Source organism: Mariniflexile sp. AS56 (assembly GCF_030552475.1).
Classification (GTDB): Bacteria; Bacteroidota; Bacteroidia; order Flavobacteriales; family Flavobacteriaceae; genus Mariniflexile.
Genome location: NZ_JAUPED010000023.1, coordinates 1 through 24386 on the forward strand (window position 1 = coordinate 1; position 24386 = coordinate 24386).

Here is a 24386-nt window from a genome sequence, read left to right on the forward strand (position 1 = left end):
GATACGGTTCAATCGGATGTTGACGCTAACGAAACGGCAGCGAATACAGCTATTGCAAATGTTCAGTCAGATGTAGACGCAAATGAAGTAGCACGTATTTCTGCGGATACTACACTTCAAACTAATATTGATACGGTTCAATCGGATGTTGACGCTAACGAAACGGCAGCGAATACAGCTATTGCAAATGTTCAGTCAGATGTAGATGCTAATGAAGTAGCGCGTATTTCTGCAGACACTACGCTTCAAACTAATATTGATACGGTTCAATCGGATGTTGACGCTAACGAAACGGCGGCGAATACAGCTATTGCAAATGTTCAGTCAGATGTAGACGCAAATGAAGTAGCACGTATTTCTGCAGACACTACGCTTCAAACTAATATTGATACGGTTCAATCGGATGTTGACGCTAATGAAACAGCTACGAATAATAAATTGGTTTTAAAAGCAGATTTAGCTTCCCCAACTTTTACAGGAACAGTTTCGGGAATAACATCAACGATGGTTGGTTTAGGTAATGTAGATAATACAAGCGATGCGAACAAGCCAGTTTCAACAGCAGGACAAGCTGCTTTAGATTTAAAAGAAAATTCAGTAAATAAAAGTACAGACGTAACAGCAGACGCAGCGTCCGATACAAAATACCCAAGTGTAAAATCGGTTAAAACCTATGTAGATGCAAGCGCAAGTGCTAAAGTAGCAGATGCCATAGTGGATGCCGTAACTACTGTAGCACCTTCACAAAATGCGGTTTATGATGCTTTAGTTTTGAAAGCAAATTTAGCATCTCCAACCTTTACGGGAACCCCAACTTTGCCAACTGGATCAATTGCAACGACACAAACCATTGGAAATAATACAACAGCTCTAGCGACAACAGCTTTTGTGACAAGCGCTACTACTGGTAAGTTTGTAGATTTAACTACAAACCAAACTATTTCAGGCGTTAAAACTTTTAATTCTAATATTAATGTGAAAGGTTTAATAATTGGATTAGGCGCAGCAGGTGTAGGGTCTAATACGTCAATAGGTGTTAATGCGTTGGTTTCTAATTCTTCAGGGGTTAATAATGTTGCTATTGGTGAACAAGCCGGGTTTTCTATAACAGGAAGTAATAATGTTGCTATTGGTACAGCTACTAATAGAAACGCAGCTGAAGGAGATAGTAATATTGCAATTGGAAATGGTGCTAATTATCAAGGGACTTCTGGATCTCACAATGTATCATTGGGTACGCTTGCATATAGGCAAGGAAATAGTGGGTCTAGTAATATAGCACTGGGTTTTGCAGCATTATATGATGAAACTACAGGAAGTAATAATATAGCATTAGGAAATAACTCAAGTAGAAGTAATAATGGGGGAGAAGGAAATATTACATTAGGATTTCAAGCAGGAAACAATATATCAACGGGAGATTACAATGTTGTAATTGGCTATGATGCGGATGTTTCTAGTGGAACTTTAACAAACGCAACAGCTATTGGTAATGGAGCTGTGGTTGCTGCGAGTAATACTATTCAACTTGGAAATTCAAGTGTTACAGCTGTAAATACAAGTGGAGCAGTAACGGCCAGTTCGTTTATTAAATCAGGAGGAACGTCATCTCAGTTTTTAAAGGCAGATGGCTCAGTTGATGCAGCTGCATATGCCCCATTAGCCTCACCAACTTTTACCGGAACAGTATCTGGTATAACATCAACGATGGTTGGATTAGCTAATGTAAATAATACAAGTGATGCTAATAAGCCAGTTTCAACATCGGGACAAGCTGCATTAGATTTAAAAGTTGATAGGGTAACAGGAAAAGGATTGTCAACTGAAGACTATTCAACAACTGAAAAAACTAAATTGGCAGCTATTACAGGTACTAATACTGGAGATCAGGATTTGAGTAGTTACGCAACAAATGCGAATTTAGCCTTAAAAGCGGATATCGCATCTCCAACATTTACTGGTACAGTATCTGGTATAACATCAACTATGGTTGGATTAGCTAATGTAAATAATACATCTGATGCTAATAAACCAGTTTCAACATCGGGACAAGCTGCTTTAGATTTAAAAGTTGATAAGGTAACAGGAAAAGGATTGTCAACTGAAGATTATTCAACAACTGAAAAAACGAAATTGGCAGCTATTACAGGTACTAATACTGGAGATCAAGATTTGAGTAGTTACGCAACAAATGCGAATTTAGCCTTAAAAGCGAATATCGCTTCCCCAACTTTTACAGGAACAGTATCAGGTATAACATCAACTATGGTTGGATTAGCTAATGTAGATAATACATCTGATGCTAATAAGCCAGTTTCAACAGCGGGACAAGCTGCTTTAGCCTTAAAAGCGAATATCGCATCTCCTACTTTTACAGGAACAGTATCTGGTATAACATCAACGATGGTTGGATTAGCTAATGTAAATAATACATCTGATGCTAATAAACCAGTTTCAACGGCAGGACAAGCTGCATTAGATTTAAAAGTTGATAAGGTAACAGGAAAAGGGTTGTCAACTGAAGACTATTCAACAACTGAAAAAACTAAATTGGCAGCTATTACAGGTACTAATACTGGAGATCAGGATTTGAGTAGTTACGCAACAAATGCGAATTTAGCTTTAAAAGCGAATATAGCTTCACCAACTTTTACAGGAACAGTATCTGGTATAACATCAACTATGGTTGGTTTAGCTAATGTAAATAATACATCTGATGCTAATAAACCAGTTTCAACAGCAGGACAAGCTGCATTAGATTTAAAAGTTGATAAGGTAACAGGAAAAGGATTGTCAACTGAAGATTATTCAACAACTGAAAAAACGAAATTAGCTGCAATCACAGGTTCTAATACAGGTGATCAAGATCTGAGTAGTTACGCAACAAATGCGAATTTAGCTTTAAAAGCAAATATCGCATCTCCAACCTTTACAGGAACAGTGTCCGGTATAACATCAACGATGGTTGGGTTAGCTAATGTAAATAATACATCTGATGCTAATAAACCAGTTTCAACAGCAGGACAAACTGCATTAGATTTAAAAGTTGATAAGGTAACAGGAAAAGGATTGTCAACTGAAGATTATTCAACAACTGAAAAAACGAAATTAGCTGCAATCACAGGTTCTAATACAGGTGATCAAGATTTAAGTAGCTATGCAACAAACACGAATTTAGACCTAAAAGCAAACATTGCTTCTCCAACTTTTACAGGAACGGTTTCAGGAATCACTTCAAGCATGGTTGGTTTAGCTAATGTAGATAATACATCTGACGCTAATAAACAAGTTTCAACGGCGGGACAAACTGCTTTAAACTTAAAAGCGAATATTGCATCTCCTACTTTTACAGGAACAGTATCTGGTATAACATCAACGATGGTTGGTTTAGCTAATGTAGATAATACATCTGATGCTAATAAGCCAGTTTCAACGGCGGGACAAACTGCTTTAAACTTAAAAGCGAATATCGCATCTCCAACCTTTACAGGAACAGTATCCGGTATAACATCAACGATGGTTGGATTAGCTAATGTAGATAATACAAGTGATGCTAATAAGCCAGTTTCAACAGCGGGACAAGCTGCTTTAGACTTAAAAGCGAATTTAGTTTCACCAACCTTTACAGGTACTCCAACATTACCAACAGGAACTATTGCAGCAACACAAACGGTAGGAAATAATACAACTGCTGTGGCAACAACTGCTTTTGTTACAGCGGCTATTACAGGGAATTATGTGGATTTAACGACGAATCAAACCATTGCAGGTACTAAAACTTTTAGTTCTGATATAACTATTAATAACACAAAATTTGGTAAAGGAGCTGGAAGTAATGCATCGAGCAGAAATATAGCTGTCGGTAATTCATCTTTAGTTAATAATACTTCTGGTCAATGGAATACGGCGATAGGAACTTATGCTTTGCAAAAAAACTCAACGGGCTCAAATAATACGGCTATCGGAAATGAAGCGGTTAGCGAATCAGTTCCTGGTTCAAATAATACAGGTATAGGAAATCGTGCTTTAATGTATACTTCAGGTACAGGTAATACCTCTGTAGGTAGTAATGCTTTAATTAATAGTACAACTGGTAATAATAATACGGCATTTGGACTAAATGCATTTTTAACAAATACTACAGGTTCAAACAATACGGCATTGGGAGCGTCTACAGTTGTTTCTTCAGTGGGGTTAACTAATGTGACCGCTATAGGTTATGGAGCTACTGTTGCAGCGAGCAATACCATACAATTAGGTAATACAGCTATTACAGATGTAAATACAAGTGGCGCAATCACTGCACTTTCCTATATTAAGTCTGGGGGTACATCTTCTCAATTTTTAATGGCAGATGGTTCTGTTTCTTCAGGGGCAGCAGCCGTTAGAGAAGTCGCTGATGAGTTTACACCAACAGGTGGTCAAACAAGTTTTACTTTATCACAAACACCATCACCAAACAGTAAGGTGAAAATGTATATAAACGGAATAAGAATAAGTAATACTGCTTACAGTACAAGCGGAACTACTTTAATTTATGCACCTGGAAGTAATGGAAATAATCCCTTAGTTGCTGAAGATAGAATTCAATTTGATTTTTATTATTAAAAAATTAATGTTTCAAAAAAAACAAAATATGTATCGATTTTTATCCAATCTAAAAAAAGCAATACGTTTCCTAAGTCTTTTTGCAATATTTGCAATTAATAACATTATTCAGGCACAAGGCGCACTTGAGTTCAATGGTACGACTAGTTATGTTGAGATTCCATATGCTGCAACAAATAATACAGCACAATTTACCGTAGAATTTTGGGCGCGAGTTGATGGAGGAGCTGGCGCGTACAGAGCCCCATTAAGTAATAGAGCAGCCGATCCATTAAAAGGCTACAATTTTTACGCAAATAATTCAAATATTTGGGAATTCTCAGTTAGTAGTGGTGGTTCTGTATGGGAATATTTTCCAGGTCCAGCTGTTGTTATTGGTGAGTGGACGCACTTGGCTGCAACTTATGATGGATCTACCTATCGTTTTTATGTAAATGGTGTTTTGGAGGGAGCTCCTCTTGTAGCAGGCTATTCTCCGAATACAACGAAACCTCTTAGGATAGGTGCGGGAACAACCGAAACGACACCTAACTATTACTTCCCTGGAGCTGTAGATGAGGTTAAAATTTGGAATAATGCTCGTACTGAAAGTGAGATTAATGATAATAAAAATATTGATTTACCTGTGCCACAAACTGGGCTTGAGTCTTATTATCGATTTGAGGATGGGTCAGCAACTAGTAAAACAGGAAGTAATAATGGAAATTTAATCAATAGCCCTACTCTCGTAACAGGGGTAAGTATGACAAATGCACAAACTGCTTTTATAACTACATGGGAAACGGATGGGAGTAACAATATCATTATACCTTTAACGGGGAGTGGTTATGATTTTACTGTTGATTGGGGGGATGGCTCCTCGGAAGCTAAAATCGGAAGCCCTGGTAATATTACTCATAATTATACTACGGCAGGGGTTTATGAGGTTTCAATTATGCCAACAACACCTGCTGGCTTTCCGAGAATTTATTTAAATAATTTTGGGAATAGAAACTACTTAAAAACGGTTAAGCAATGGGGTAGCCCACAATGGACTACAATGGATAGGGCTTTTTCTGGAGCCTCTAACTTAATTATAACAGCTAGTGATACTCCAGATTTATCTTTGGTGACAAATTTCGTGTATATGTTTGCGAATTGTACAGCCCTTACTGATGCAAACGGGGCAATGGCAAACTGGGTGTTTACAACGGATTCTTCAAAGTCTATAGATATGGCTGGTATGTTTCAGGCAGCGTTTGTATTTAATCAAGATATTAGTGGTTGGAATGTATCATATGTTACAAGTATGCAGAGTATGTTTAGGGAGGCCTATGCATTTAATGCGGATATAAGCGGTTGGGATGTATCTAAAGTTACTAGTACATCTCTAATGTTTTATCGTGCAAATGCATTTAATCAAGACCTAAATTCTTGGAATGTTTCCAGTTTAGTAAACCCTAGTAGGATGTTTGAAGAAGCTCCTGTTTTTAACGGTAATATTTCTTCTTGGGTTTTTACCACAGATATTACGAAATCTGTAAATATGTATAGGATGTTTTATTCAGCTAAGGTGTTTAATCAAGACATAAGCGGCTGGAATACAGAGCGTGTTACTAATACAAAAGAAATGTTTTTTAATGCGTATTTGTTTAACCAAAATATTAATGGATGGGATGTTACAAATGTAACAGACATGAGAGGTATGTTTTCGGCAGCCAGAGCATTCAATGGAGCAATAGATAGTTGGGTTTTTCCAAATGTTACTGACTTAGAATCGCTGTTTTCTGGAGCTTTTGCTTTTAATCAACCATTAAATAGTTGGGACGTATCTAATGTTACAAATATGACATCGATGTTTAATAATGCTCATGCTTTTAACCAAGATATAAGCATGTGGGATGTATCCCAAGTAACCAGCATGTCGAATATGTTTAATAACGCTAAAGTGTATAATCAACCTCTAAATACTTGGGGTGCTAAAACCGGAAATGTAACAGATATGCAGGGTATGTTTAGAGAGGCCTCTGCATTTAATCAGGATATTAACGGTTGGGATGTTTCAAATGTGGGCACTACTTATTTGATGTTTTATAGAACTAATAGTTTTAATCAGGACTTAGATGCCTGGGATGTGTCAAGTTTGGTTAATCCTTCTCATATGTTTAGGGAAGCTGGTTCTTTTAATGGAGATATTTCTACATGGGTCTTTCCAACGGATGCTTTAAAAACTATAAATATGACTTCTATGTTTCTGTCAGCGGTTGCATTTAATCAAAATATTAGTGGGTGGAAAACAGTGCGAGTAAATAATATGAATAATATGTTTAGTAGTACTCAATTGTTCAACCAAGATATTAATGGTTGGGATGTTTCTAACGTGACTAATATGTCAAATATGTTTAATAACGCAAAAGCTTTTGATCAAAATATTAGTGGTTGGAATGTTTCTAAGGTTACCAATATGTCATCCATGTTTCAGAGTACGCTTGTGTTTAATCAGCCATTGAACACTTGGGATGTGTCTAGTGTGAATAATATGGCATCGATATTTAATAATGCTCAAGCTTTTAACCAAGATATAAGCCTGTGGAATGTATCACAAGTAACCAACATGTCGAATATGTTTAATGGGGCTAAAGTGTATAATCAACCTCTAAATACTTGGGGTGCTAAAACCGGAAATGTAACAGATATGCAGGGTATGTTTAGGGAGGCCTCTGCATTTAATCAGGATATTAACGGTTGGGATGTTTCAAATGTGGGCACTACTTATTTGATGTTTTATAGAACTAATAGTTTTAATCAGGACTTAGATGCCTGGGATGTGTCAAGTTTGGTTAATCCTTCTCATATGTTTAGGGAAGCTGGTTCTTTTAATGGAGATATTTCTACATGGGTCTTTCCAACGGATGCTTTAAAAACTATAAATATGACTTCTATGTTTCTGTCAGCGGCTGCATTTAATCAAGATATTAGTGGATGGAATACAGTGCGAGTAAATAATATGAATAATATGTTTAGTAGTACTCAAATGTTCAACCAAGATATTAATGGTTGGGATGTTTCTAACGTGACTAACATGAATAGTATGTTTTCTAATGCCAAAGCATTCAATCAAGATCTAGGAGGATGGGATATTTCTAGTGTAACAGATGCTGTAAATTTCATGACAAATGTTAAGCTCTCAAGAGTGAATTATGACAATATTTTAGTTGGTTGGGAAACTTTGGATACAGGAGAAACTAAAATTCCTGTAAATATTAATATAAATTTCGGGTCAAGTTTATATTCAAATAATACGGCGGTAATTGCATCACGAACTAATTTAGTTGATAATAAAATTTGGGTGATTTCAGATGGAGGGATGGTTTCTGTATTAACAAATACAGGTGGTTTATCTGGGTCACATTCGCTTAATGTGAACAAATATGGTGTTTTGGGTGATAGTGCAGGACTTTCTAAAAACGGTAAAATAATTGATTAATATAGTCTTGTATGTTTTGCTGCATCAAGGGCTGTAATTTAAAAGAAAAAACTATTTTGTAATATTGAAAAGGTTGTTCTAATAAAGGGCAACCTTTCTGTTTTTAATGATTAATCAACGTTTAAGTTTACTCTTTTTTTTTAGTCAGACTTATTTGTATGAAAAATTACAAAGATGCTGTTTGAAATGCTTTTACCAGTCACTTTTTACATTTACTGATTTGCTTAAATTCTTATTGATTTAAGCAAATAGTATTCCTAAGTAATTGGTTAACCTATTTATATGTGTTTTTATTTCTATGTTTACCATGCTATTAATATTAGAAAAGCCTTCATCAGGCTTGAGTTATTAAACATTGGGATTTGTTTATGTACATTGTATTAGAATTTAACTGTTGAGGGTTATATTTTTTTAGGAAGTGATTCTAATACGTTTAGAAAAAGGTTGTACTTAGGTACAGCCTTTTCCGTTTTTCGGTGAGAATTATCTAAAAAAAGAGGGTCAAAGGTTGCAACTAATAATTGTGGGACTGTTGTAAGAACTATTAGTCATTTTATGGTTTTTAAATTTTAATTCCGCTGCTGCGGTTAGTTTGGGGATTATATTAGTGCGTTTTATCTTTTTTTATAACGTTTTATCGATAATTTAGTTGAGGTTCAGGTTATTAGGTTATATTTAGTATGCTATTAATCAGTTCATACAAAACACCAACTTGCTCAATAATTAAAAAAATTGGCGGTCGGTGTTTTTTTTATGCGCTACTTTTAGGGACTGCAAAAGTATTTACTCTCGTTCCTTTTTTTTGTTGATTCTATTATTCGGTAGCTTCGTCCTAAATAATTAAATAAAAAACATTTAATATAACCTATTGGTAACCTTGAGTTAATTTGAAATTTGAGTTGGTGCCTTAGATTTGTCCCTGTTATAGTTAGTTAAATGGACATTAGTTAGGGCTTCTCTGTCGAAGCAAACTAATGTTTTTTTATGCTCTAAATTTATGTATATTCAACCTTTAAAAAATTAGTAAAATTGCCGAATAATGACTGAACCGTACGTAACTCTAAATATTAAAAATAACGTTGGATATATAGAATTTTTTCATCCAAACCGAAATTCCATGCCTAGTGTTGTTTTAACAAAGTTGAAAGAAGCTATTGAAGCAGCAGGAGAGCATACCGAAATTCATGTTTTGGTCTTGCAAAGTGGTGGTGATCGTACTTTTTGTGCAGGTGCTAGTTTTAATGAAGTGATGGCGGTAAGTAATGCAGAAGAAGGTAAAACATTCTTTTCTGGTTTTGCAAATGTTATTAATGCCATGCGAACCTGTCCAAAACTTATTATTGGGCGTGTACAAGGAAAAACCGTTGGTGGAGGGGTTGGTTTAGCTGCTGCAACCGATTATTGTTTGGCAACCAAATTCGCATCCATAAGGCTAAGTGAATTAAGTATTGGTATAGGGCCGTTTGTAATAGAACCAGCCGTAACAAGAAAAATAGGCTTAGCTGCTATGTCGCAAATGACTATTGATGCTGAAACGTTTTTTTCTGCGGAATGGGCTAAAGAAAAAGGACTGTATGCCGATGTTTTTGAAACCACTAAAGCATTAGATGAAGCTGTAACTGAACTAGCCGAAAAATTAAGTAGCTATAACCCAGAAGCTTTAAAGCAAATGAAGTCTGTTTTTTGGAATGGGACCCAAAATTGGGGTCTCCTTTTAACCGAACGTGCCGAAATTAGCGGCGCTTTGGTGTTGAGTGAATTTACTAAAAGTACATTGAAACGGTTTAGGTAGTTTTATCTACCGTTGCTTGTTTTATAATAAGTAGTCCATCATCAATCAATCTCCCAACTTCGGGTTTGTTTTGTTTAACACCTTCTAAATGGTTTAGTATCGCTGTACACAAGTTGGTTTCGTTGCCTATAAAAGCCAGTTCGTATAATTCAATGGCTAATAACCAATCGGTAGGGTGGTTTTCAATAAGCGCTTCTAAGACTTTAGTTCTAGAAATAGTTTTATTGCTGCCTTCACGATATTCTCTTACTTGTTGATAAAGCGTTTCTAATTTGATTTGCTTACTAGATTTTTTAATATGAATGGTTTGCGATGTTGGGGTATGTGTTATTAAATTGAAGCTGGTTAAATCTGCTGGTCCAGAAAAAGCAGAAACAATAGTTTTACCTATAGCCATGTCATAATTTCCCCATTCAGGTTTAAACAAAATAGTGTCGCCATGTTTTACGGTACAATTGCTAAAACTGATAAGGATTATTTTTCCTTGTAGATTGCGTTTTCCTGTTATAATATCACCAGAAACTGTGATGTCTCCTTCAAATTCTAGGGTAATGTTTTTTTCTTCGTAAATAAGATACGCACTTAAATCACGCGGACTCATGTCTTCAATGGCTAAATTAATGCCTTTAAGTTTCCCTATGGGCGATCCAAAACCATCAGCATGTGCGTTTATGCCGTGACCAATAAGTTCCTTTTCTCTATATGATAAGGCGGTTTCTCCTGTAGTTTGAATATAAACAGGGTTACCATTATCTTCAACAACCTGTGTAAATACACCTGATATTTGCAAGCCTGTACTCAATTCAATAGTTCCTAATGCGTTGGATTGAATTAGTTTTTTAATACCAGAAAGACCTCCTTTTCGCAAGGCCATCGAATTGGCGAAGGCTTCTAAAACCAAGCTTAAATGCGAGAAATCTGGTGTAACAAAAAGCTGAGGTTGTGGCTTTGTTATATCGAAATTTTTATAAGTTGCCTCAATGGTATAAGGTAGTTTTTTTACGTCATCCGTCATGCACCAAGCGCTTTCTCCAATAGAAGATAGTAATCCGGCACCGTAAATTTTTGGGTTTTCCAAGGTGCCTATCAAGCCATATTCAACCGTCCACCAATGTAAGTTTCGAATCAATGCCATTTCACTGGGCTCTCCCATATTATTTTGCAAGTCTTCTACTTTTTTTTCCGCGGAAGCGATAGCAACTTCATTAGAATTCGGAGCCTCTTTGATGATGGATAGATGTCTCACCGCTTCATACAATTCATAATCTTTGGCCGATGAAATGGCTTTGCAACCTATTTCACCAAAGCGACGTAAATATTCGGCATATTCAGGGTTGGCAATAATAGGGGCATGTCCAGCACCTTCGTGAATAATGTCTGGCGCAGGGGTGTATTCAATATGTTCTAACTGTCTAATATCACTAGCAATTACTAATACATTATATGCTTGAAATTCCATAAAAGCATTTGGAGGAATAAAACCATCCACTGCTACGGCTGCCCAACCAATATCTTGCAGAATACGGTTCATGCCATACATATTAGGAATGCTGTCAATAGAGATACCTGTTAAATTTAAACCTTCTATATACGATTTGTGAGCAACTGTTTTAAGAAAATCGACATTTTTACGCATCACATAGCGCCAAACTGCTTGGTCTATTGCCGAGTAGTTCGCATAGTCCTGTGGCTTAATAAACTGTAATAAATGTTTAGGTAAGCGGTTTAATATAGGGTTTGATTCTATAGAATTAAGCATAAACGTATTTTTGAAATATTGTTAGTAAAAATACGTATTTTGATGATTATTAATTGTTATTGTGGTGTTAAATTAAGAAAATGATTTTAAAGCCCTCCGAATGTATGTTTTTTATATTAATTTAAAATTGGAGACTGTTAATATTAATGCGTGGTTGTTGAAGACTATCAAGTGTAATTTCCCTTAAATAAAAAAGCAACTAACAGTGATGCTAGTTGCTTTTTATGGTCGAGCGCAGTTAGTTGCTTGCTAATACTATATATTAGAAGTTTATAACTGCATTTAAAATAGATGGTTTTTAAACGTTTAGACCTGTTTTGTAGTGTATTATTGCGCCATTCCTGGAGGGTATTTCTCCATGATTTTAGATACAAATTCTTGAATGCGTTCTTCTTTCTTGTCCATGTTCTGGGTTAAATAACCAGTGCCCATACCTTGCCAAACAAGTTCTTTTTTGTTGGCATCAATTAAATCGACATATAAAACGCCTTCTGTTCTGGTGGATATGTTAGGTTGGTTGAAGCCGCCCCAGCCCCATGGACTGTTGTAACCTCCCCAACCCCAACCGCGGTTTCCCCAGTAGTTATTGTAAACATCTACACGTTGGTTAGATTTGGTAAAAAGGCTAATAAGTAAATCTGGGTTATCTGATTTTGTAAAACCTTTAGCTAAAAGTTCTGCTTCAATAGCTCGAAGAATTCTACGTTTATCTAAATCGTTAATTTCAGCTTTGTCTATGCCAGTTTTAAAAAAAGCAAAGGTTTTGTATGTTGAAAAATTAGCGTTTTTGTCATAATCGGTGGCAACGCGAACAGAGCTGCAAGATGTTACCACAAGTAGCAATGCTAAAAAAGGTAGGGCTTTAAGTAAATTTTTCATAGCTGTTTAGAATTTTTTAGTTTAAAAATACAAATGTTTTGTACTAAATAACATCAACAATCATACCAAGCGCATATAATAAATTAGGATTTACTAATTGGAACGATTTATTCTATTGGTTTTATTATCAAACCCGTACGGGCAATGCCTGCAGCCGCTCTCGCAACAATAGCCTTTTTTTAATAAGTATTGTTCGGTAAAACAGCGGTACCCTTCTGGGGTTAGGTAGTAATCACCTTCTTCAATGGGAATTATTTTTTTCATCTAGAGCAAATATAATGTATTTTGGATTGATTTTTGAACTGGTTTAAGCATGATTTTTATTTCCAAATATTTAGTCCCCAAGGGGTATTTAGGTGTAACATGTTATCCTTTCGTATTTTTAAAAACGAAGGAATTAAAGCAGAATGCTGTGTTAGTTAACCATGAAAATATTCATTTAAAACAACAAATGGAAATGCTGGTGGTACTTTTTTATATAATCTATGGCCTAGAGTTTTTGCTTCGATTCCTGCTATATAAAAACAAGAATCGGGCTTATAGAAACATATCGTTTGAGCGAGAAGCCTATGCACATGAGACCGATTTAGATTATTTAAAACAACGGAAATTTTGGAGTTTTTTGAAGTATCTTCGCAGCAATGAATTTTAACCTAGAGCATAGCATCAACCAGCAGCTAGTTTTGCCTAACAATAAAGGGGTTACAGTGTGTCTTAAAAGAGAAGATGCTATCCATCCCTTTGTGTCTGGAAATAAATTCCGAAAGCTTAAATATAACCTTCTTGAGGCTGAGAAGTTGGGGTGTAAAACGCTGCTTACTTTTGGCGGTGCTTACTCTAATCACATTGCGGCGGTAGCTTCTGCTGGGCAACTTATGGGGTTTAATACCATTGGTGTTATTAGAGGCGATGAATTAAAAGAGGGCATAAATGCTAATACTACCTTAAGTTTTGCTCAAGAATGTGGTATGCAGTTTAAGTTTGTTTCTAGAGAAATTTATAGAGAAAAAACCACCGAAGTATTCATTGAAAAACTAAAAACTGAATTTGGCCAGTTTTATTTAATTCCAGAAGGTGGCACGAATACCTTGGCGGTAGAAGGTTGTGAAGAAATTTTAACGTCTGAAGATGATACGTTCGATTATATATGTTGTGCCGTTGGAACTGGAGGTACTATTTCAGGGCTTATTAATGGTTCAAAACCCAATCAACAAATTTTAGGATTTCCAGCCTTAAAAGGTGACTTTTTACAACAAGATATTAGTAAATTTGCAACGAAAACGAATTGGGAATTAAAAACCGATTATCATTTTGGTGGTTATGCAAAAATAAATGCCGAGTTAATAGGGTTTATCAATCAGTTTAAAACAGATTATAATATTCCTTTAGATCCTGTTTATACAGGGAAAATGATGTTTGGTGTTTTTGATTTAATTGAAAAAGGCTATTTTCCTAAAGGAACAAAAATACTAGCCATTCATACCGGTGGTTTACAGGGGATAACGGGGATGAATACGATTTTGAAAAAGAAAAATTTACCATTAATAGAATAGTTTAATGAAGAAAATAATAGTTTTTTGCTTGTTAGCAAGTTTTGTAGTAAGCTGTGGTGCTAAAAAAGGAGTTGCTAAAAAGAAAGCGTCTAATAAGGCCAAAACAGAACAGGTAGTTAGAAAAAAGGAACCTAGAAATCATTCAGAAACAGGTTCTAAAGAGGAAGTTGTTAACGGCGTTGAGGTTCGAATTACATCAACTGATGAGTATATCGCACTTTTTAGACCCATCGCCCAAGAGGAAATGCGTCTATACGGGATACCCGCCAGTATTACGTTGGCGCAAGGTATTTTAGAATCTAACTCAGGAAGAGGGCGACTTGCTGTTGAAGCGAATAACCATTTTGGTATTAAATGCCACGATTGGACTGGTGATAAAATTTACCATGATGATGATGCCGATCAAGAATGTTTCAGAAAGTATAATGATTCTAAATATTCATACAGAGACCATTCGTTGTTTTTGTCACAGCGTTCCCGCTACGCAGCGCTTTTCAAACTTAAAAAAGAAGATTATAAAGGTTGGGCACGTGAGTTGAAGAAAGCAGGCTATGCGACCGATAGTAAGTATCCAGATAAACTTATAAGTTTAATAGGGCGCTATAATTTGCATAAATATGATGAAGAAGTTTTGGGTGATGTGTATGTGAAATACGAAGAAGAAATAGGTGAGTTTTCCATGTACTATGTAGAAAAGGGAGACACCTTGTATTCCCTTTCTAAAAAATTTAATGTGAGCATAGATGAACTTAAGGATTTGAATAACTTAAATAGTACAGTACTTAGTGTTGGTCAGAAAATAAGAATAAATAAAAATGGAACAGAAACGGCTGTGGTTGGAGCTAATCCAAAAATGGCTGTAAAAGCAATGAAAGTAAACCGTTCTCACACCGTTGAGAAAGGGGAAACTTTGTACTCAATATCAAAACTATATGATATGTCTGTTGCCGAACTTCAAAAAATGAATGGTTTAAGTGATACAGCTCTAAATATTGGGCAAGAACTTCAAGTGAAACCAGCAAACTAAAATACAAATGAATTATACACGAAGTAGTGCTTTATTTGCACAAGCCGAAAAGGTAATTCCTGGAGGCGTAAACTCACCAGTTAGAGCGTTTAAGGGTGTTGGCGGAACTCCCATTTTTGTAAAAGAAGCCAAAGGTGCTTATTTATATGACGAAGATGGAAACCGTTTAATTGATTATATAAATTCTTGGGGCCCCATGATTTTGGGGCATGCCTACCAACCTGTGGTTGATGCAGTTGTTGAAAAAGCTAAAAAAGGAACCTCGTTTGGAATGCCTACTGAAATTGAAACTCAAATAGCAGAGTTGGCAGTTTCTATGGTGCCAAATATTGACAAAATTCGTTTTGTAAACTCAGGAACTGAAGCATGTATGAGTGCCGTTCGTTTGGCAAGAGGTTTTACTAAAAAAGATAAAATTATAAAATTCGCAGGTTGTTATCATGGGCATAGCGATTCGTTTTTAATTCAAGCGGGTAGTGGTGCGAGTACGTTTGGTACGCCTAACAGTCCTGGAGTAACAAAGGGTACTGCAAAAGATACCTTGTTGGCTGCTTATAACGATATTGAAAATGTTGAGCAGTTAATTGAAGCTAATAAAAATGAAATCGCGTGTATTATAATTGAACCTGTAGCAGGTAATATGGGCTGTGTACCACCAACACATGATTTTTTACAAAAACTAAGAAGTTTATGTGATTCTCATAATATATTATTGGTTTTTGATGAGGTAATGACGGGCTTCCGTTTAGCAAAAGGTGGTGCTCAAGAGTTATTTAATATAAGCGCAGATATTGTATGCTTCGGGAAAGTAATTGGTGGCGGTTTACCAGTGGGTGCCTTTGCAGCGAGGAATGAAATTATGAATGAACTAGCACCTCAAGGTCCTGTTTATCAAGCAGGGACTTTAAGTGGGAACCCTTTGGCTATGGCAGCAGGCTTGGCGATGTTAACCGAATTGAATAAAGATGCTGAAGTATTTAATCGTTTAGCTGAAAAAACAGCCTATTTACATAAAGGTATTGCCCAAGTTTTAACTAAAAATGAGGTGGTGCATACCATTAATAGAGTCGGTTCTATGATTTCGGTGCATTTTGATGCAACTCCGGTTACCGATTTTACAACAGCTGCTAAAGGTAATAATGAGACTTTTAAAAAGTTTTTTCATGGGTTGCTTAATGAAGGCGTTTACATTGCGCCTAGTGCTTTTGAAACCTGGTTTATTACCGATGCTTTATCCTATGAAGATTTAGATTTCACTATTGAGGCTGTTAAAAAAGTGTCAAAGACATTATAAAATTAGAAAGCGCATTTCTAAATATAGAAATGCGCTTTGCTTTAACTAACTAAATTAACAAAACTAAATTTTACTGTTTTTTTAAGCGATCGCCTCTTTTTTTACCTTCCTTTTTTTTCATACTAACAGCTCTTTGGTGCATTTTTGATTGTGTTTCTTCCCATTTCACAAACTGCTCTTTATTTAAGATAGATTTCATTTTGGCCTTCGTAGCTATTTGATGGTCTAACTTGGCGTTTTCCATAGCAAGACGTTCTTCTTTAGATGGTCTTGCTTTTTTATCGCTCGCTTTTTTTGCTTTATACGCAGCCATCATGTTTTTACGCGATTTGGCGTTTTCAAGATTTATAGCATAAATGTCTTTTTGTTGCGATCGATTCAAATCTAAATGCAAAGTCATTTTTTTTGTTAGAAGGTTGGCTGCCTCTTCAGGAGTCAGGTCACTCATTCTATGTGTGCCTTCTTCGCGGTTAGGACGTTCTTTTCTTTCTTCTTGAGCAATACCTTGAATGGATATAAGGGCTAATGCAATTACTATAAGTCTTTTCATTTTCTTAAATTTTAATGTTATTTGCTATTAGGACTTTCAAACATTAAAAAAGTTTAAACCGCTTAATCAATTTAACGAGACCTTAACATTGAAAAGCCGCTGATATCATGTGTTTTAGATTTGTAGTTATTTGAGGATAGGCACTTTTAAACTGATGCCTGTTTGGAAATCGGGGGCGTTATTTACCCTAAAGTCTTCTTTTACATATAAGGATAAAGTTAGGTTTGGCCTGCCGTAGGTGTAAATAAAGGTCCAGTTAGATAATGCTGTGTATAAATTGTAAAAACCATGTTGCCAACCGCCGTTTATTTCTTGCCATTTACCAATTAGCCTATAATAATCGGCTTCCTTTCGTTTGTTGTAGCGCGATTGAATTTGGTAATTCACACTAAAGGCATGGTAGTTTTTTTGTTTTGTGAACTTTGCTATTTCAAAATCGGCTTCAAGGGTTGCTAAATATGGGTTGCTTCCTAGATCGATAACTTCTTTGAAATTAATAAGGTTTTTTCGCAACACATTCATCCCGATTCCAGCGTTGAATTCAAAATTGTTTTTTAATTCAATTTTTTTAATAGCATTTGCAGAAACTCCTAGGTCTAAGGAAGCATTGTGCTTAGAGGTGTTAATGCCTAAGTGACTACCAAAATTGATATAAATGTTTTTAGTATGGTTTATAGCAAGAGACGGGTAGTAATTGTGATTGAGTTCGATACCGCCTAAAAAGAAGTCGTTATTATTCAATTCTAGGGTGTTTCCGTTTCTGTCTAGGTATTTGAAGTTTACTTGGTTTAATCCGTAATAGCGCCTTCCGTAGGGGTCTTCACCGCCAGCAACGTTGCTGTGAAACCATTCAATACTTTCATCGCCGGTAAAAAGTGAAAACGGGTATTTTCCTTTGGTAATTAAAAAGGAGCGTAAAGTCAAGTCAATCTCATTTTTAGCATCAATAGGAATGTTAATGCCAATTCTAAATTCTTTAATTACGGCATCAATAACAATGTTCATGTAATCTGCTGGCGTGGTTTCTTGATCTTTGAATTGAAAATTTCTTTGATACCAAATTAATTTACTTTGTTCCTCTCGTACTTCTGGGTCTTTTGGGATATAGGTTTCAACATACGGGTGGAAATTGTTTCCGCTTACAGAACTAAAAGAAAGTGTTGTGTTTTTTTCTGGTGCTAGTTTGAAGTTTGTATTGATACGGGAACTGAAAATTCCGAAATGATGGGTTGCTAAAATACTGGGTTTCTCAATGCCGTTTTTAATTGATAAAGTGTCTTGTTGTTGTGCTGTTAAAATGAGGCAGAAACCACAGGTAAATATAAATAATAGGTTTTTTAGCATGCTGTAAAAATATAGAAATTTTTAGGACTTGAAAAGTTAAGTTTTATCGGCTGTTTTTAAGGGAAATTGAGATGGTTCTGTTCTTCTTTTTCTTAAAAAATTAACATTTAATGTCGTTTGTCTTAAATAAAATTTAAAATTTTAATTAGTAGTGTTAAACATTTCTAAATAGTTTTATTACATGGAGAAAAATGCTTCAATTTGTATAGTTATTTATTGGAAACATATAATAATTACATAGTGGTTATTAGTTTAGTAATAAATTTAGTTTAGTTGGTTAGTTTGTAAAAGCCCAGTAATTGTAGAATTACTGGGCTTTTTATTTGTTGTAAACTTTAGTGTAAATTTAAAGAATATGTTCTTCGCTATTATTAAAATGAAACTGTAAAAGCTTGTAAAGATGTTGCTTTTTAAAAGGCTTGGTTAGGTAATTATTCATACCGTTATCTATAGATTTATTAATAGCCTCGGTCGTTACATTGGCTGAAAGTCCAAAAATAATCACATTATTATCAGATTCTCTAATAATACGTGTTGCTTCCCAACCATCCATTTCGGGCATGTGAATATCCATGAAAATTAATTGATAATTCTTCTCCTTGATTTTCTCTAAGGCGACTTTACCATTGTTTGCTTTATCTGCCTGTATCCCTATAGCTTCTAGGAATTTCTTTAATACAATAATGTTAAGGTTATTGTCATCAACAATTAACACGTTAATATCGTCTGTTTTAATTGTTTTTTTGTTTTCTGAAATTTCAACTTCTTCTTCTGTAATATCGAATAAAAAGGACAAGGTGAATTTAGAGCCTACTTGGTATTCACTTTCAACAGAAATGTCGCCACCCATCATGGAAACTAAGTTCTCGCAAATGGCTAAGCCCAGGCCGCTGCCCTCGTGTTGTTTTTTTACACTGGTTTCAATTTGCGTAAACCTATTAAAAATGGTGTGTAATTTCTCTTCAGGAATTCCAATACCCGTATCTTCAATACTAATAATTAGTTTTAGTTTGTCTTTTATAACGGTTTCAGTGCAGGTTATGGTAATGCCTCCTTCTTTAGTGAATTTTAGGGCGTTTTTTAATATGTTGTTTATTACTTGAATGAGTTTGTTTAAGTCGCCAGTAACGGTTAAATCTAAAACATTCTCAAAATTCGTTTTTAAATAAAGATTCTTTTTAACGAATAAGAACTGATTAACTTCAGCTAGTTCTTTAATTTTTTTAATGGGGCTGAAAACAATGTTGTTTAATTCTGTTTTACCCGACTCGATTTTATCAATTTCTAAAATGTCATTTACAAGATTTAAAAGATTACTTGAAGATTTGTCCATTAAATCGACATACTCTTTGTTGGTGTCGTTTAATTCTTCGTCTTTTAAAAGTTCAATAAAACCAATAATAGCATGTAAAGGCGTTCTAATTTCATGGCTCATATTCGATAAAAAATCGGTTTTTGCCTGCGACGCTTTATTTGCTCTGTCTTTTTCGTTGTTTAATTGATCATTTAATTTAATTAACGATGCATTGGATTCTCTAGCGAGTATAGTACCTTTTCTGGCTCTTATATAAAAGTAAATTAATAAAGAAGCTATAAAGGCTAAAAACAGGCCTACAATAAGAGCGATGGTAGTCACTATTTTTCCTTCTGCCATTAATAGGTTTTCCGAAGGGTATACATTTAATCGCCATGCTTGATTTTGTAATTGATCAATTTGTATGGTTGTTGTATACACAATCTCGCGTTCTGATTTAAGACGTATATTATTGTTAGCTTCATAAAAAAGCAGCCCTTTATTGTCATAAATTTCTACGGCATATTGGTCTTCTAGATAGTTAACTAAACGGTCGAAATTACTGTTAAAGTCCATGCCAGCAGTAATTGTTCCTTGGAAAGTATTGTCGAAATATACGGGAACATCTACCAGAAAGGCATTACCGGTTTGAGTTAGTTTTAACCAAGAAGTAATGTTGGTTTTTCGGCTTTTGGCATGTTTAACCCATTCTGTTTTGCGGTAATCAAATTTAGAAATATCTAAGTTTAAGGCACTTTCGTTACCTTTTAATGGATTTATTTTTCTAATAACCATGAGGCTATCTATCCATTCAATAAATTTGAAGGTACTGTCTTGCTTTAAAATTAAATCGGAATCATGTTCCCAGTTTTTAAAATAAACACCGTTAGTGAATTCTAGTCTGCTTTTAACATTTTCAAGTTTTGAAATATCAGACTTGATGATGTTGTTGAATTCTTCCGAAATTAATTTTCCAGTATGTAATAAATCTTCTTCTATAACCGCATAATACTTGTTTATAGAAGTAAGATAAATAGAGATTATAAGAGTTACGAGAACAAAAAAAGTGGTAATAGCAATTATTAAATCTAACTGTATTTTTTTAAACATGAACTATGACCACTTTTTCTATTAAATTATAGGGATTTTGAAAATTGTAGTTAACAATATTAAGAAATTAATTCAACAATTAAGTCATCGTCCGTTTTCGTAACGCTTGCCAGTTTGTGTTTGGTTAATCCTTTAATACCTTTATCCCAAGCTTTGTTGCTTAATCCTGACTGTGATTTTAGTTCGGTTAAACTTAGACTTTTTTGAATTTTTAATACCTCAAAGATTGCTTTTTCAGCATCACTTAGGTCTACTGATTTTTTCTCCGGACGCATTTGCGGGAAGAATAACACTTCTTGTATCGATTGGTTATTGGTTAGAAACATAATTAATCGGTCCATACCAATACCCATACCAGATGTTGGAGGCATTCCGTATTCCAAGGCACGTAAAAAGTCGTAATCAATGGTTCCCGTAGCTTCAACATCACCTTTTTTGGCTAATTCCAATTGGTGCTCAAAACGTTCGCGTTGGTCTATAGGGTCGTTAAGTTCAGAATACGCATTTGCGATTTCTTTACCACAAACCATCAACTCAAAACGTTCTGTTAATTCTGGGTTTTCTCTATGCTCTTTACATAAAGGGCTCATCTCTTTCGGGTAGTCTGTAATGTATGTTGGCTGTATGTAGTTGCCCTCACATTTTTCACCAAAAATTTCATCAATCAACTTACCTTTACCCATGGTGTCATCAACTTCAATGCCCATGCCTTTAGCAGCAGTTCTAATTTCATCTTCGGTTTTTCCAATAATATCAAAACCTGTAAATTCTTTTATAGAATCGGCCATAGTTATACGAGCGTATGGCGCTTTGAAATCTACTTCATGTTTGCCAAAAGTAGCTTTTGTTGTTCCGTTTACGGCAATTGCACAATGCTCTAGTAAGCGTTCGCAAAAATCCATCATCCAGTTGTAGTCTTTATAAGCTACATAAATTTCCATGGCAGTAAACTCAGGGTTATGGGTTCTATCCATACCTTCGTTTCTAAAGTTTTTAGAAAACTCATAAACACCATCAAAACCACCAACAATTAATCGTTTTAAATACAGCTCGTTAGCAATTCGCATGTACAACGGAATATCTAAAGCATTATGGTGCGTAGAAAACGGACGTGCAGCAGCACCACCCGGAATAGGTTGTAAAACAGGTGTTTCTACTTCAAAATAACCAGAGTCGTTAAAAAACTGACGCATGGCATTGAATAATTTAGTACGCTTTACAAATACGTTTTTAACATGTGGGTTAACCACTAAATCGGCATAACGCTGTCTATAACGTTGTTCAGGATCTGTAAAAGCATCAAATACCACTCCATCTTTTTCTTTTGGTAGAGGTAAAGGTTTTAGAGCCTTACTTAATAAGGTAAAGTCTTTAACACGAATACTTTTTTCACCAACTTGAGTGGTAAATAATTCGCCCTCAATTCCAACAAAATCGCCAAAATCTAAAAGCTTTTTAAATACTTCGTTGTATTTTATTTTATCATCGCCTGGGCAAATTTCATCACGGTTGAAATACACTTGTATCTTACCATCGGCATCTTGTACATCAGCAAAACTAGCTTTCCCTTGCACCTTAATCATCATTAATCTACCAGCGATAACCACCTTTTTACCTACTTCAAAATCATTCTTAATCTGTTTCGATGTGTGTGTTACGGGGTATAAATCAGCAGGATAGGGGTTGATACCTAATTCGCGTAGTTTTCCTAGTTTTTCTCTTCGTACAAGCTCTTGCTCTGATAATTGCGACATATTCTAAATTTCTGAGTAATTTTAAAGGCACAAAGATACTATTAAAAGCGGGCTTATAAAACAATTTTTTGGGCGTTACCCTAAGGGGGCGGGCTATACGTTACAATCTTTTTGTTCGTGCCTCTCAAAAAGGATTTTCACTGCTATCTCTAACGCAATTACAGGTGCGATGTGTCGGTAAAAGTGTAACAAATAGCCTGTTTTTACGTCAAATAAGTAATCATCAATTAAAAATCATCAATCAATATGAGTTTCTGGAGAGTTTTACTAGCTATTATATGTCCGCCTTTAGCCGTTATAGGTAAGGGCTGTGGCTCTATTTTAATCGTGTTTTTGTTATGGCTTTGTGGCTGGGTTCCCGGTGTTATTGCCGCTTTGGTTATACTGAATAATCCAAAAAATTAAGCCTATATTTGTTTATCTAAATTTAAAACACAATAATTTATGAGAAGGTTTTTAGTCCTTTTATGCTTGGTGGTTTTTACTAGTTGCCAATTTTCTGAGAATATTTATATAAATGCAGATGGTTCTGGTAAGATGGAATTTTCGTTTGATGGAAGCCAACTTATGCAAATGGCAGGCGATAAAATAAGTGAGAGCCAAGAAAAGGCGATGGATTCAACCTTCAGTTTTAAGGAGCTATTCGATACCATGCGCGATAGCATTTCTAATCTATCAAAAGAAGAGCAACAAAAACTAAAAAGGTTAGAGGCTTTTAATATGCATATGGTGATGGATCCTAAAACCTCGCAGATGAAGTTCGATATGTTTACAGATTTCAAGAAAGTAAGTGAACTTCAAGATATGTTTAAGGCTATGAAAAGCTTTGGAGACATTAAAGGAAAGGAACAAGCTAAAAGCGCCAACAACCCATTTTCATCTTTGGGAGGTGATGGTAGCACGGAGTTAGATTATAAATACGATGGTAAAACATTTAAACGTACGGCACGAATAGTAGACAAAGAGGCTTATAAACAAGTTACGGATAGTATAGGGCAAATGGCGATGATGTTTGGCTCTTCAAAATACAAGCTAAACTACCATTTCCCGAAGCGCATAAAATCGGTTTCAAACCCAACAGCGATGTTTAGTAGTGATAGAAAAAGTTTTACCATAGAATTTGGTTTTATGGACTATATAACCAACCCAGAAGCTTTAAATTTAGAAGTAATATTAGAAAATTAAAGTATTGAATAAAACCATAGAAATACAAGATTTAGGTTTAAAGGACTATAAACAAACTTGGGATTACCAAGAGCAATTGTTTAAAAGTATAGTAGATACTAAAATTAAGAATAGGCGAGAAGAAGCAGTAGTAAAAACCAATAATTATTTTTTGCTTGTAGAGCACCCGCATGTGTATACTTTGGGTAAAAGTGGCGACATGTCGAACTTGCTTTTAAATGAAAAACAACTTACCGAGAAAGGGGCAACCTTCTATAAAATAAATAGAGGAGGCGATATTACATATCACGGGCCAGGTCAAATAGTAGGGTATCCTATTTTAGATTTAGATAACTTTTTTACAGATATCCATAAATACCTTCGGTTTTTAGAAGAAATGATCATCTTAACCCTTGCGGAATATGGCTTAAAGGCTGGAAGAAGTGAAGGTGAAACAGGTGTTTGGTTGGATGTAGGAACACCGTTTGCCCGAAAAATTTGTGCTATGGGTGTACGTGCCAGTCGTTGGGTTACAATGCATGGCTTCGCTTTGAATGTGAATGCTAACTTGGGGTATTTTGATAATATTATACCTTGTGGAATTCGCGGGAAGGCAGTCACCTCATTACAGGTAGAACTAGGTGTAGATAAAGTAGATGAAGCTGAAGTGAAAGAAAAACTGCTGAAGCATTTTAGTGCGCTTTTTGAAGCAGAGTTATTTCAAAACTAATTATAATATAAAAAAAGAGCGCTTAAATATTTTTAAGCGCTCTTTTTTTATTTGACATCCAT

Annotated in this window: 16 protein-coding genes; 9 read left to right on the forward strand and 7 right to left on the reverse strand. The window is 35.2% G+C overall.

Annotation, left to right across the window (positions count from 1 at the left end; translation table 11 throughout):
• The 3 genes from Q5N74_RS17510 to Q5N74_RS17520 form a co-directional block, all read left to right on the forward strand.
• Nucleotides 1-4608: hypothetical protein (locus Q5N74_RS17510; RefSeq protein ID WP_304390291.1), on the forward strand; the 4608-nt coding region annotated here is incomplete at its 5' end.
• A gap of 28 nt (nucleotides 4609-4636) precedes the next feature.
• On the forward strand, nucleotides 4637-8074 hold the full coding sequence (locus Q5N74_RS17515; protein WP_304390292.1) for a BspA family leucine-rich repeat surface protein: 3438 nt from the start codon (nucleotides 4637-4639) through the stop codon (nucleotides 8072-8074).
• 1039 nt (nucleotides 8075-9113) lie between these two features.
• The gene (locus Q5N74_RS17520) at nucleotides 9114-9866 is read left to right on the forward strand and encodes an enoyl-CoA hydratase/isomerase family protein (RefSeq protein WP_304390293.1); all 753 of its coding nucleotides are present in this window, start codon (nucleotides 9114-9116) and stop codon (nucleotides 9864-9866) included.
• Here Q5N74_RS17520 and Q5N74_RS17525 read toward each other — a convergent pair.
• The 3 genes from Q5N74_RS17525 to Q5N74_RS17535 form a co-directional block, all read right to left on the reverse strand.
• Nucleotides 9859-11625 carry an aromatic amino acid hydroxylase gene (locus Q5N74_RS17525; protein WP_304390294.1) on the reverse strand — a complete coding sequence of 589 codons (1767 nt, stop codon included), beginning with the start codon at nucleotides 11623-11625 and terminating at the stop codon, nucleotides 9859-9861. The two genes, Q5N74_RS17520 and Q5N74_RS17525, sit on opposite strands and share 8 nt — an antisense overlap.
• Before the next feature lie 327 nt (nucleotides 11626-11952).
• Nucleotides 11953-12504 carry a DUF4136 domain-containing protein gene (locus Q5N74_RS17530; RefSeq protein WP_304390295.1) on the reverse strand — a complete coding sequence of 184 codons (552 nt, stop codon included), beginning with the start codon at nucleotides 12502-12504 and terminating at the stop codon, nucleotides 11953-11955.
• Nucleotides 12505-12597: 93 nt separating this feature from the next.
• Nucleotides 12598-12768, reverse strand: coding sequence for a DUF5522 domain-containing protein (locus Q5N74_RS17535; RefSeq protein ID WP_304390296.1), 171 nt, complete (start codon nucleotides 12766-12768; stop codon nucleotides 12598-12600).
• 377 nt (nucleotides 12769-13145) lie between these two features.
• Between Q5N74_RS17535 and Q5N74_RS17545 the strand changes: the two genes are divergently transcribed.
• Genes Q5N74_RS17545 through hemL form a run of 3 tightly spaced genes read left to right on the forward strand, consistent with a single transcriptional unit; the run spans nucleotide 13146 to nucleotide 16378 of the window.
• Entirely contained in the window at nucleotides 13146-14057 is a 912-nt protein-coding gene (locus tag Q5N74_RS17545) for a 1-aminocyclopropane-1-carboxylate deaminase/D-cysteine desulfhydrase (protein ID WP_304390298.1), read from the forward strand.
• A gap of 4 nt (nucleotides 14058-14061) precedes the next feature.
• Nucleotides 14062-15084 carry a glucosaminidase domain-containing protein gene (locus tag Q5N74_RS17550; RefSeq protein WP_369686041.1) on the forward strand — a complete coding sequence of 341 codons (1023 nt, stop codon included), beginning with the start codon at nucleotides 14062-14064 and terminating at the stop codon, nucleotides 15082-15084.
• A gap of 7 nt (nucleotides 15085-15091) precedes the next feature.
• Nucleotides 15092-16378 (forward strand): glutamate-1-semialdehyde 2,1-aminomutase, encoded by a 1287-nt coding sequence (gene hemL / locus Q5N74_RS17560; protein ID WP_304390299.1) that lies wholly within the window; start codon nucleotides 15092-15094, stop codon nucleotides 16376-16378.
• Nucleotides 16379-16448: 70 nt separating this feature from the next.
• Here the strand turns inward: hemL and Q5N74_RS17565 are convergent, their stop codons facing one another.
• The 4 genes from Q5N74_RS17565 to lysS all read right to left on the reverse strand — a co-directional run bounded on the left by Q5N74_RS17565 (nucleotide 16449) and on the right by lysS (nucleotide 22430).
• Nucleotides 16449-16928: a hypothetical protein gene (locus tag Q5N74_RS17565; protein ID WP_304390300.1), complete on the reverse strand. Its 480-nt coding sequence runs from the start codon at nucleotides 16926-16928 to the stop codon at nucleotides 16449-16451.
• Nucleotides 16929-17054: 126 nt separating this feature from the next.
• Nucleotides 17055-18272, reverse strand: coding sequence for a hypothetical protein (locus Q5N74_RS17570; protein WP_304390301.1), 1218 nt, complete (start codon nucleotides 18270-18272; stop codon nucleotides 17055-17057).
• A gap of 346 nt (nucleotides 18273-18618) precedes the next feature.
• Nucleotides 18619-20676 carry an ATP-binding protein gene (locus Q5N74_RS17575; RefSeq protein WP_304390302.1) on the reverse strand — a complete coding sequence of 686 codons (2058 nt, stop codon included), beginning with the start codon at nucleotides 20674-20676 and terminating at the stop codon, nucleotides 18619-18621.
• A 59-nt stretch (nucleotides 20677-20735) separates the two neighbouring features.
• Entirely contained in the window at nucleotides 20736-22430 is a 1695-nt protein-coding gene (gene lysS, locus Q5N74_RS17580; RefSeq protein WP_304390303.1) for a lysine--tRNA ligase, read from the reverse strand.
• 246 nt (nucleotides 22431-22676) lie between these two features.
• Between lysS and Q5N74_RS17585 the strand changes: the two genes are divergently transcribed.
• From Q5N74_RS17585 to lipB, 3 genes are read left to right on the forward strand one after another with little or no spacing between them, the layout of a single operon-like run.
• Nucleotides 22677-22835 (forward strand): YqaE/Pmp3 family membrane protein, encoded by a 159-nt coding sequence (locus Q5N74_RS17585; RefSeq protein ID WP_304390304.1) that lies wholly within the window; start codon nucleotides 22677-22679, stop codon nucleotides 22833-22835.
• 39 nt (nucleotides 22836-22874) lie between these two features.
• Nucleotides 22875-23615: a hypothetical protein gene (locus Q5N74_RS17590; protein ID WP_304390305.1), complete on the forward strand. Its 741-nt coding sequence runs from the start codon at nucleotides 22875-22877 to the stop codon at nucleotides 23613-23615.
• Nucleotides 23616-23619: 4 nt separating this feature from the next.
• Nucleotides 23620-24324 (forward strand): lipoyl(octanoyl) transferase LipB, encoded by a 705-nt coding sequence (gene lipB, locus Q5N74_RS17595; RefSeq protein WP_304390306.1) that lies wholly within the window; start codon nucleotides 23620-23622, stop codon nucleotides 24322-24324.
• Nucleotides 24325-24386 lie beyond the last annotated feature (62 nt).

What these genes read in the sequence shown, in the direction of transcription:
- Q5N74_RS17550 (WP_369686041.1), top strand. Translation starts at nt 14,062, where the DNA reads ATGAAGAAAATAATAGTTTTTTGCTTGTTAGCAAGTTTTGTAGTAAGC.
- Q5N74_RS17545 (WP_304390298.1), top strand. Translation starts at nt 13,146, where the DNA reads ATGAATTTTAACCTAGAGCATAGCATCAACCAGCAGCTAGTTTTGCCT.
- Q5N74_RS17515 (WP_304390292.1), top strand. Translation starts at nt 4,637, where the DNA reads ATGTATCGATTTTTATCCAATCTAAAAAAAGCAATACGTTTCCTAAGT.
- Q5N74_RS17525 (WP_304390294.1), bottom strand. Translation starts at nt 11,625, where the DNA reads ATGCTTAATTCTATAGAATCAAACCCTATATTAAACCGCTTACCTAAA.
- Q5N74_RS17590 (WP_304390305.1), top strand. Translation starts at nt 22,875, where the DNA reads ATGAGAAGGTTTTTAGTCCTTTTATGCTTGGTGGTTTTTACTAGTTGC.
- Q5N74_RS17565 (WP_304390300.1), bottom strand. Translation starts at nt 16,928, where the DNA reads ATGAAAAGACTTATAGTAATTGCATTAGCCCTTATATCCATTCAAGGT.
- lysS (WP_304390303.1), bottom strand. Translation starts at nt 22,430, where the DNA reads ATGTCGCAATTATCAGAGCAAGAGCTTGTACGAAGAGAAAAACTAGGA.
- hemL (WP_304390299.1), top strand. Translation starts at nt 15,092, where the DNA reads ATGAATTATACACGAAGTAGTGCTTTATTTGCACAAGCCGAAAAGGTA.
- Q5N74_RS17570 (WP_304390301.1), bottom strand. Translation starts at nt 18,272, where the DNA reads ATGCTAAAAAACCTATTATTTATATTTACCTGTGGTTTCTGCCTCATT.
- Q5N74_RS17535 (WP_304390296.1), bottom strand. Translation starts at nt 12,768, where the DNA reads ATGAAAAAAATAATTCCCATTGAAGAAGGTGATTACTACCTAACCCCA.
- Q5N74_RS17585 (WP_304390304.1), top strand. Translation starts at nt 22,677, where the DNA reads ATGAGTTTCTGGAGAGTTTTACTAGCTATTATATGTCCGCCTTTAGCC.
- Q5N74_RS17520 (WP_304390293.1), top strand. Translation starts at nt 9,114, where the DNA reads ATGACTGAACCGTACGTAACTCTAAATATTAAAAATAACGTTGGATAT.
- Q5N74_RS17530 (WP_304390295.1), bottom strand. Translation starts at nt 12,504, where the DNA reads ATGAAAAATTTACTTAAAGCCCTACCTTTTTTAGCATTGCTACTTGTG.
- Q5N74_RS17575 (WP_304390302.1), bottom strand. Translation starts at nt 20,676, where the DNA reads ATGTTTAAAAAAATACAGTTAGATTTAATAATTGCTATTACCACTTTT.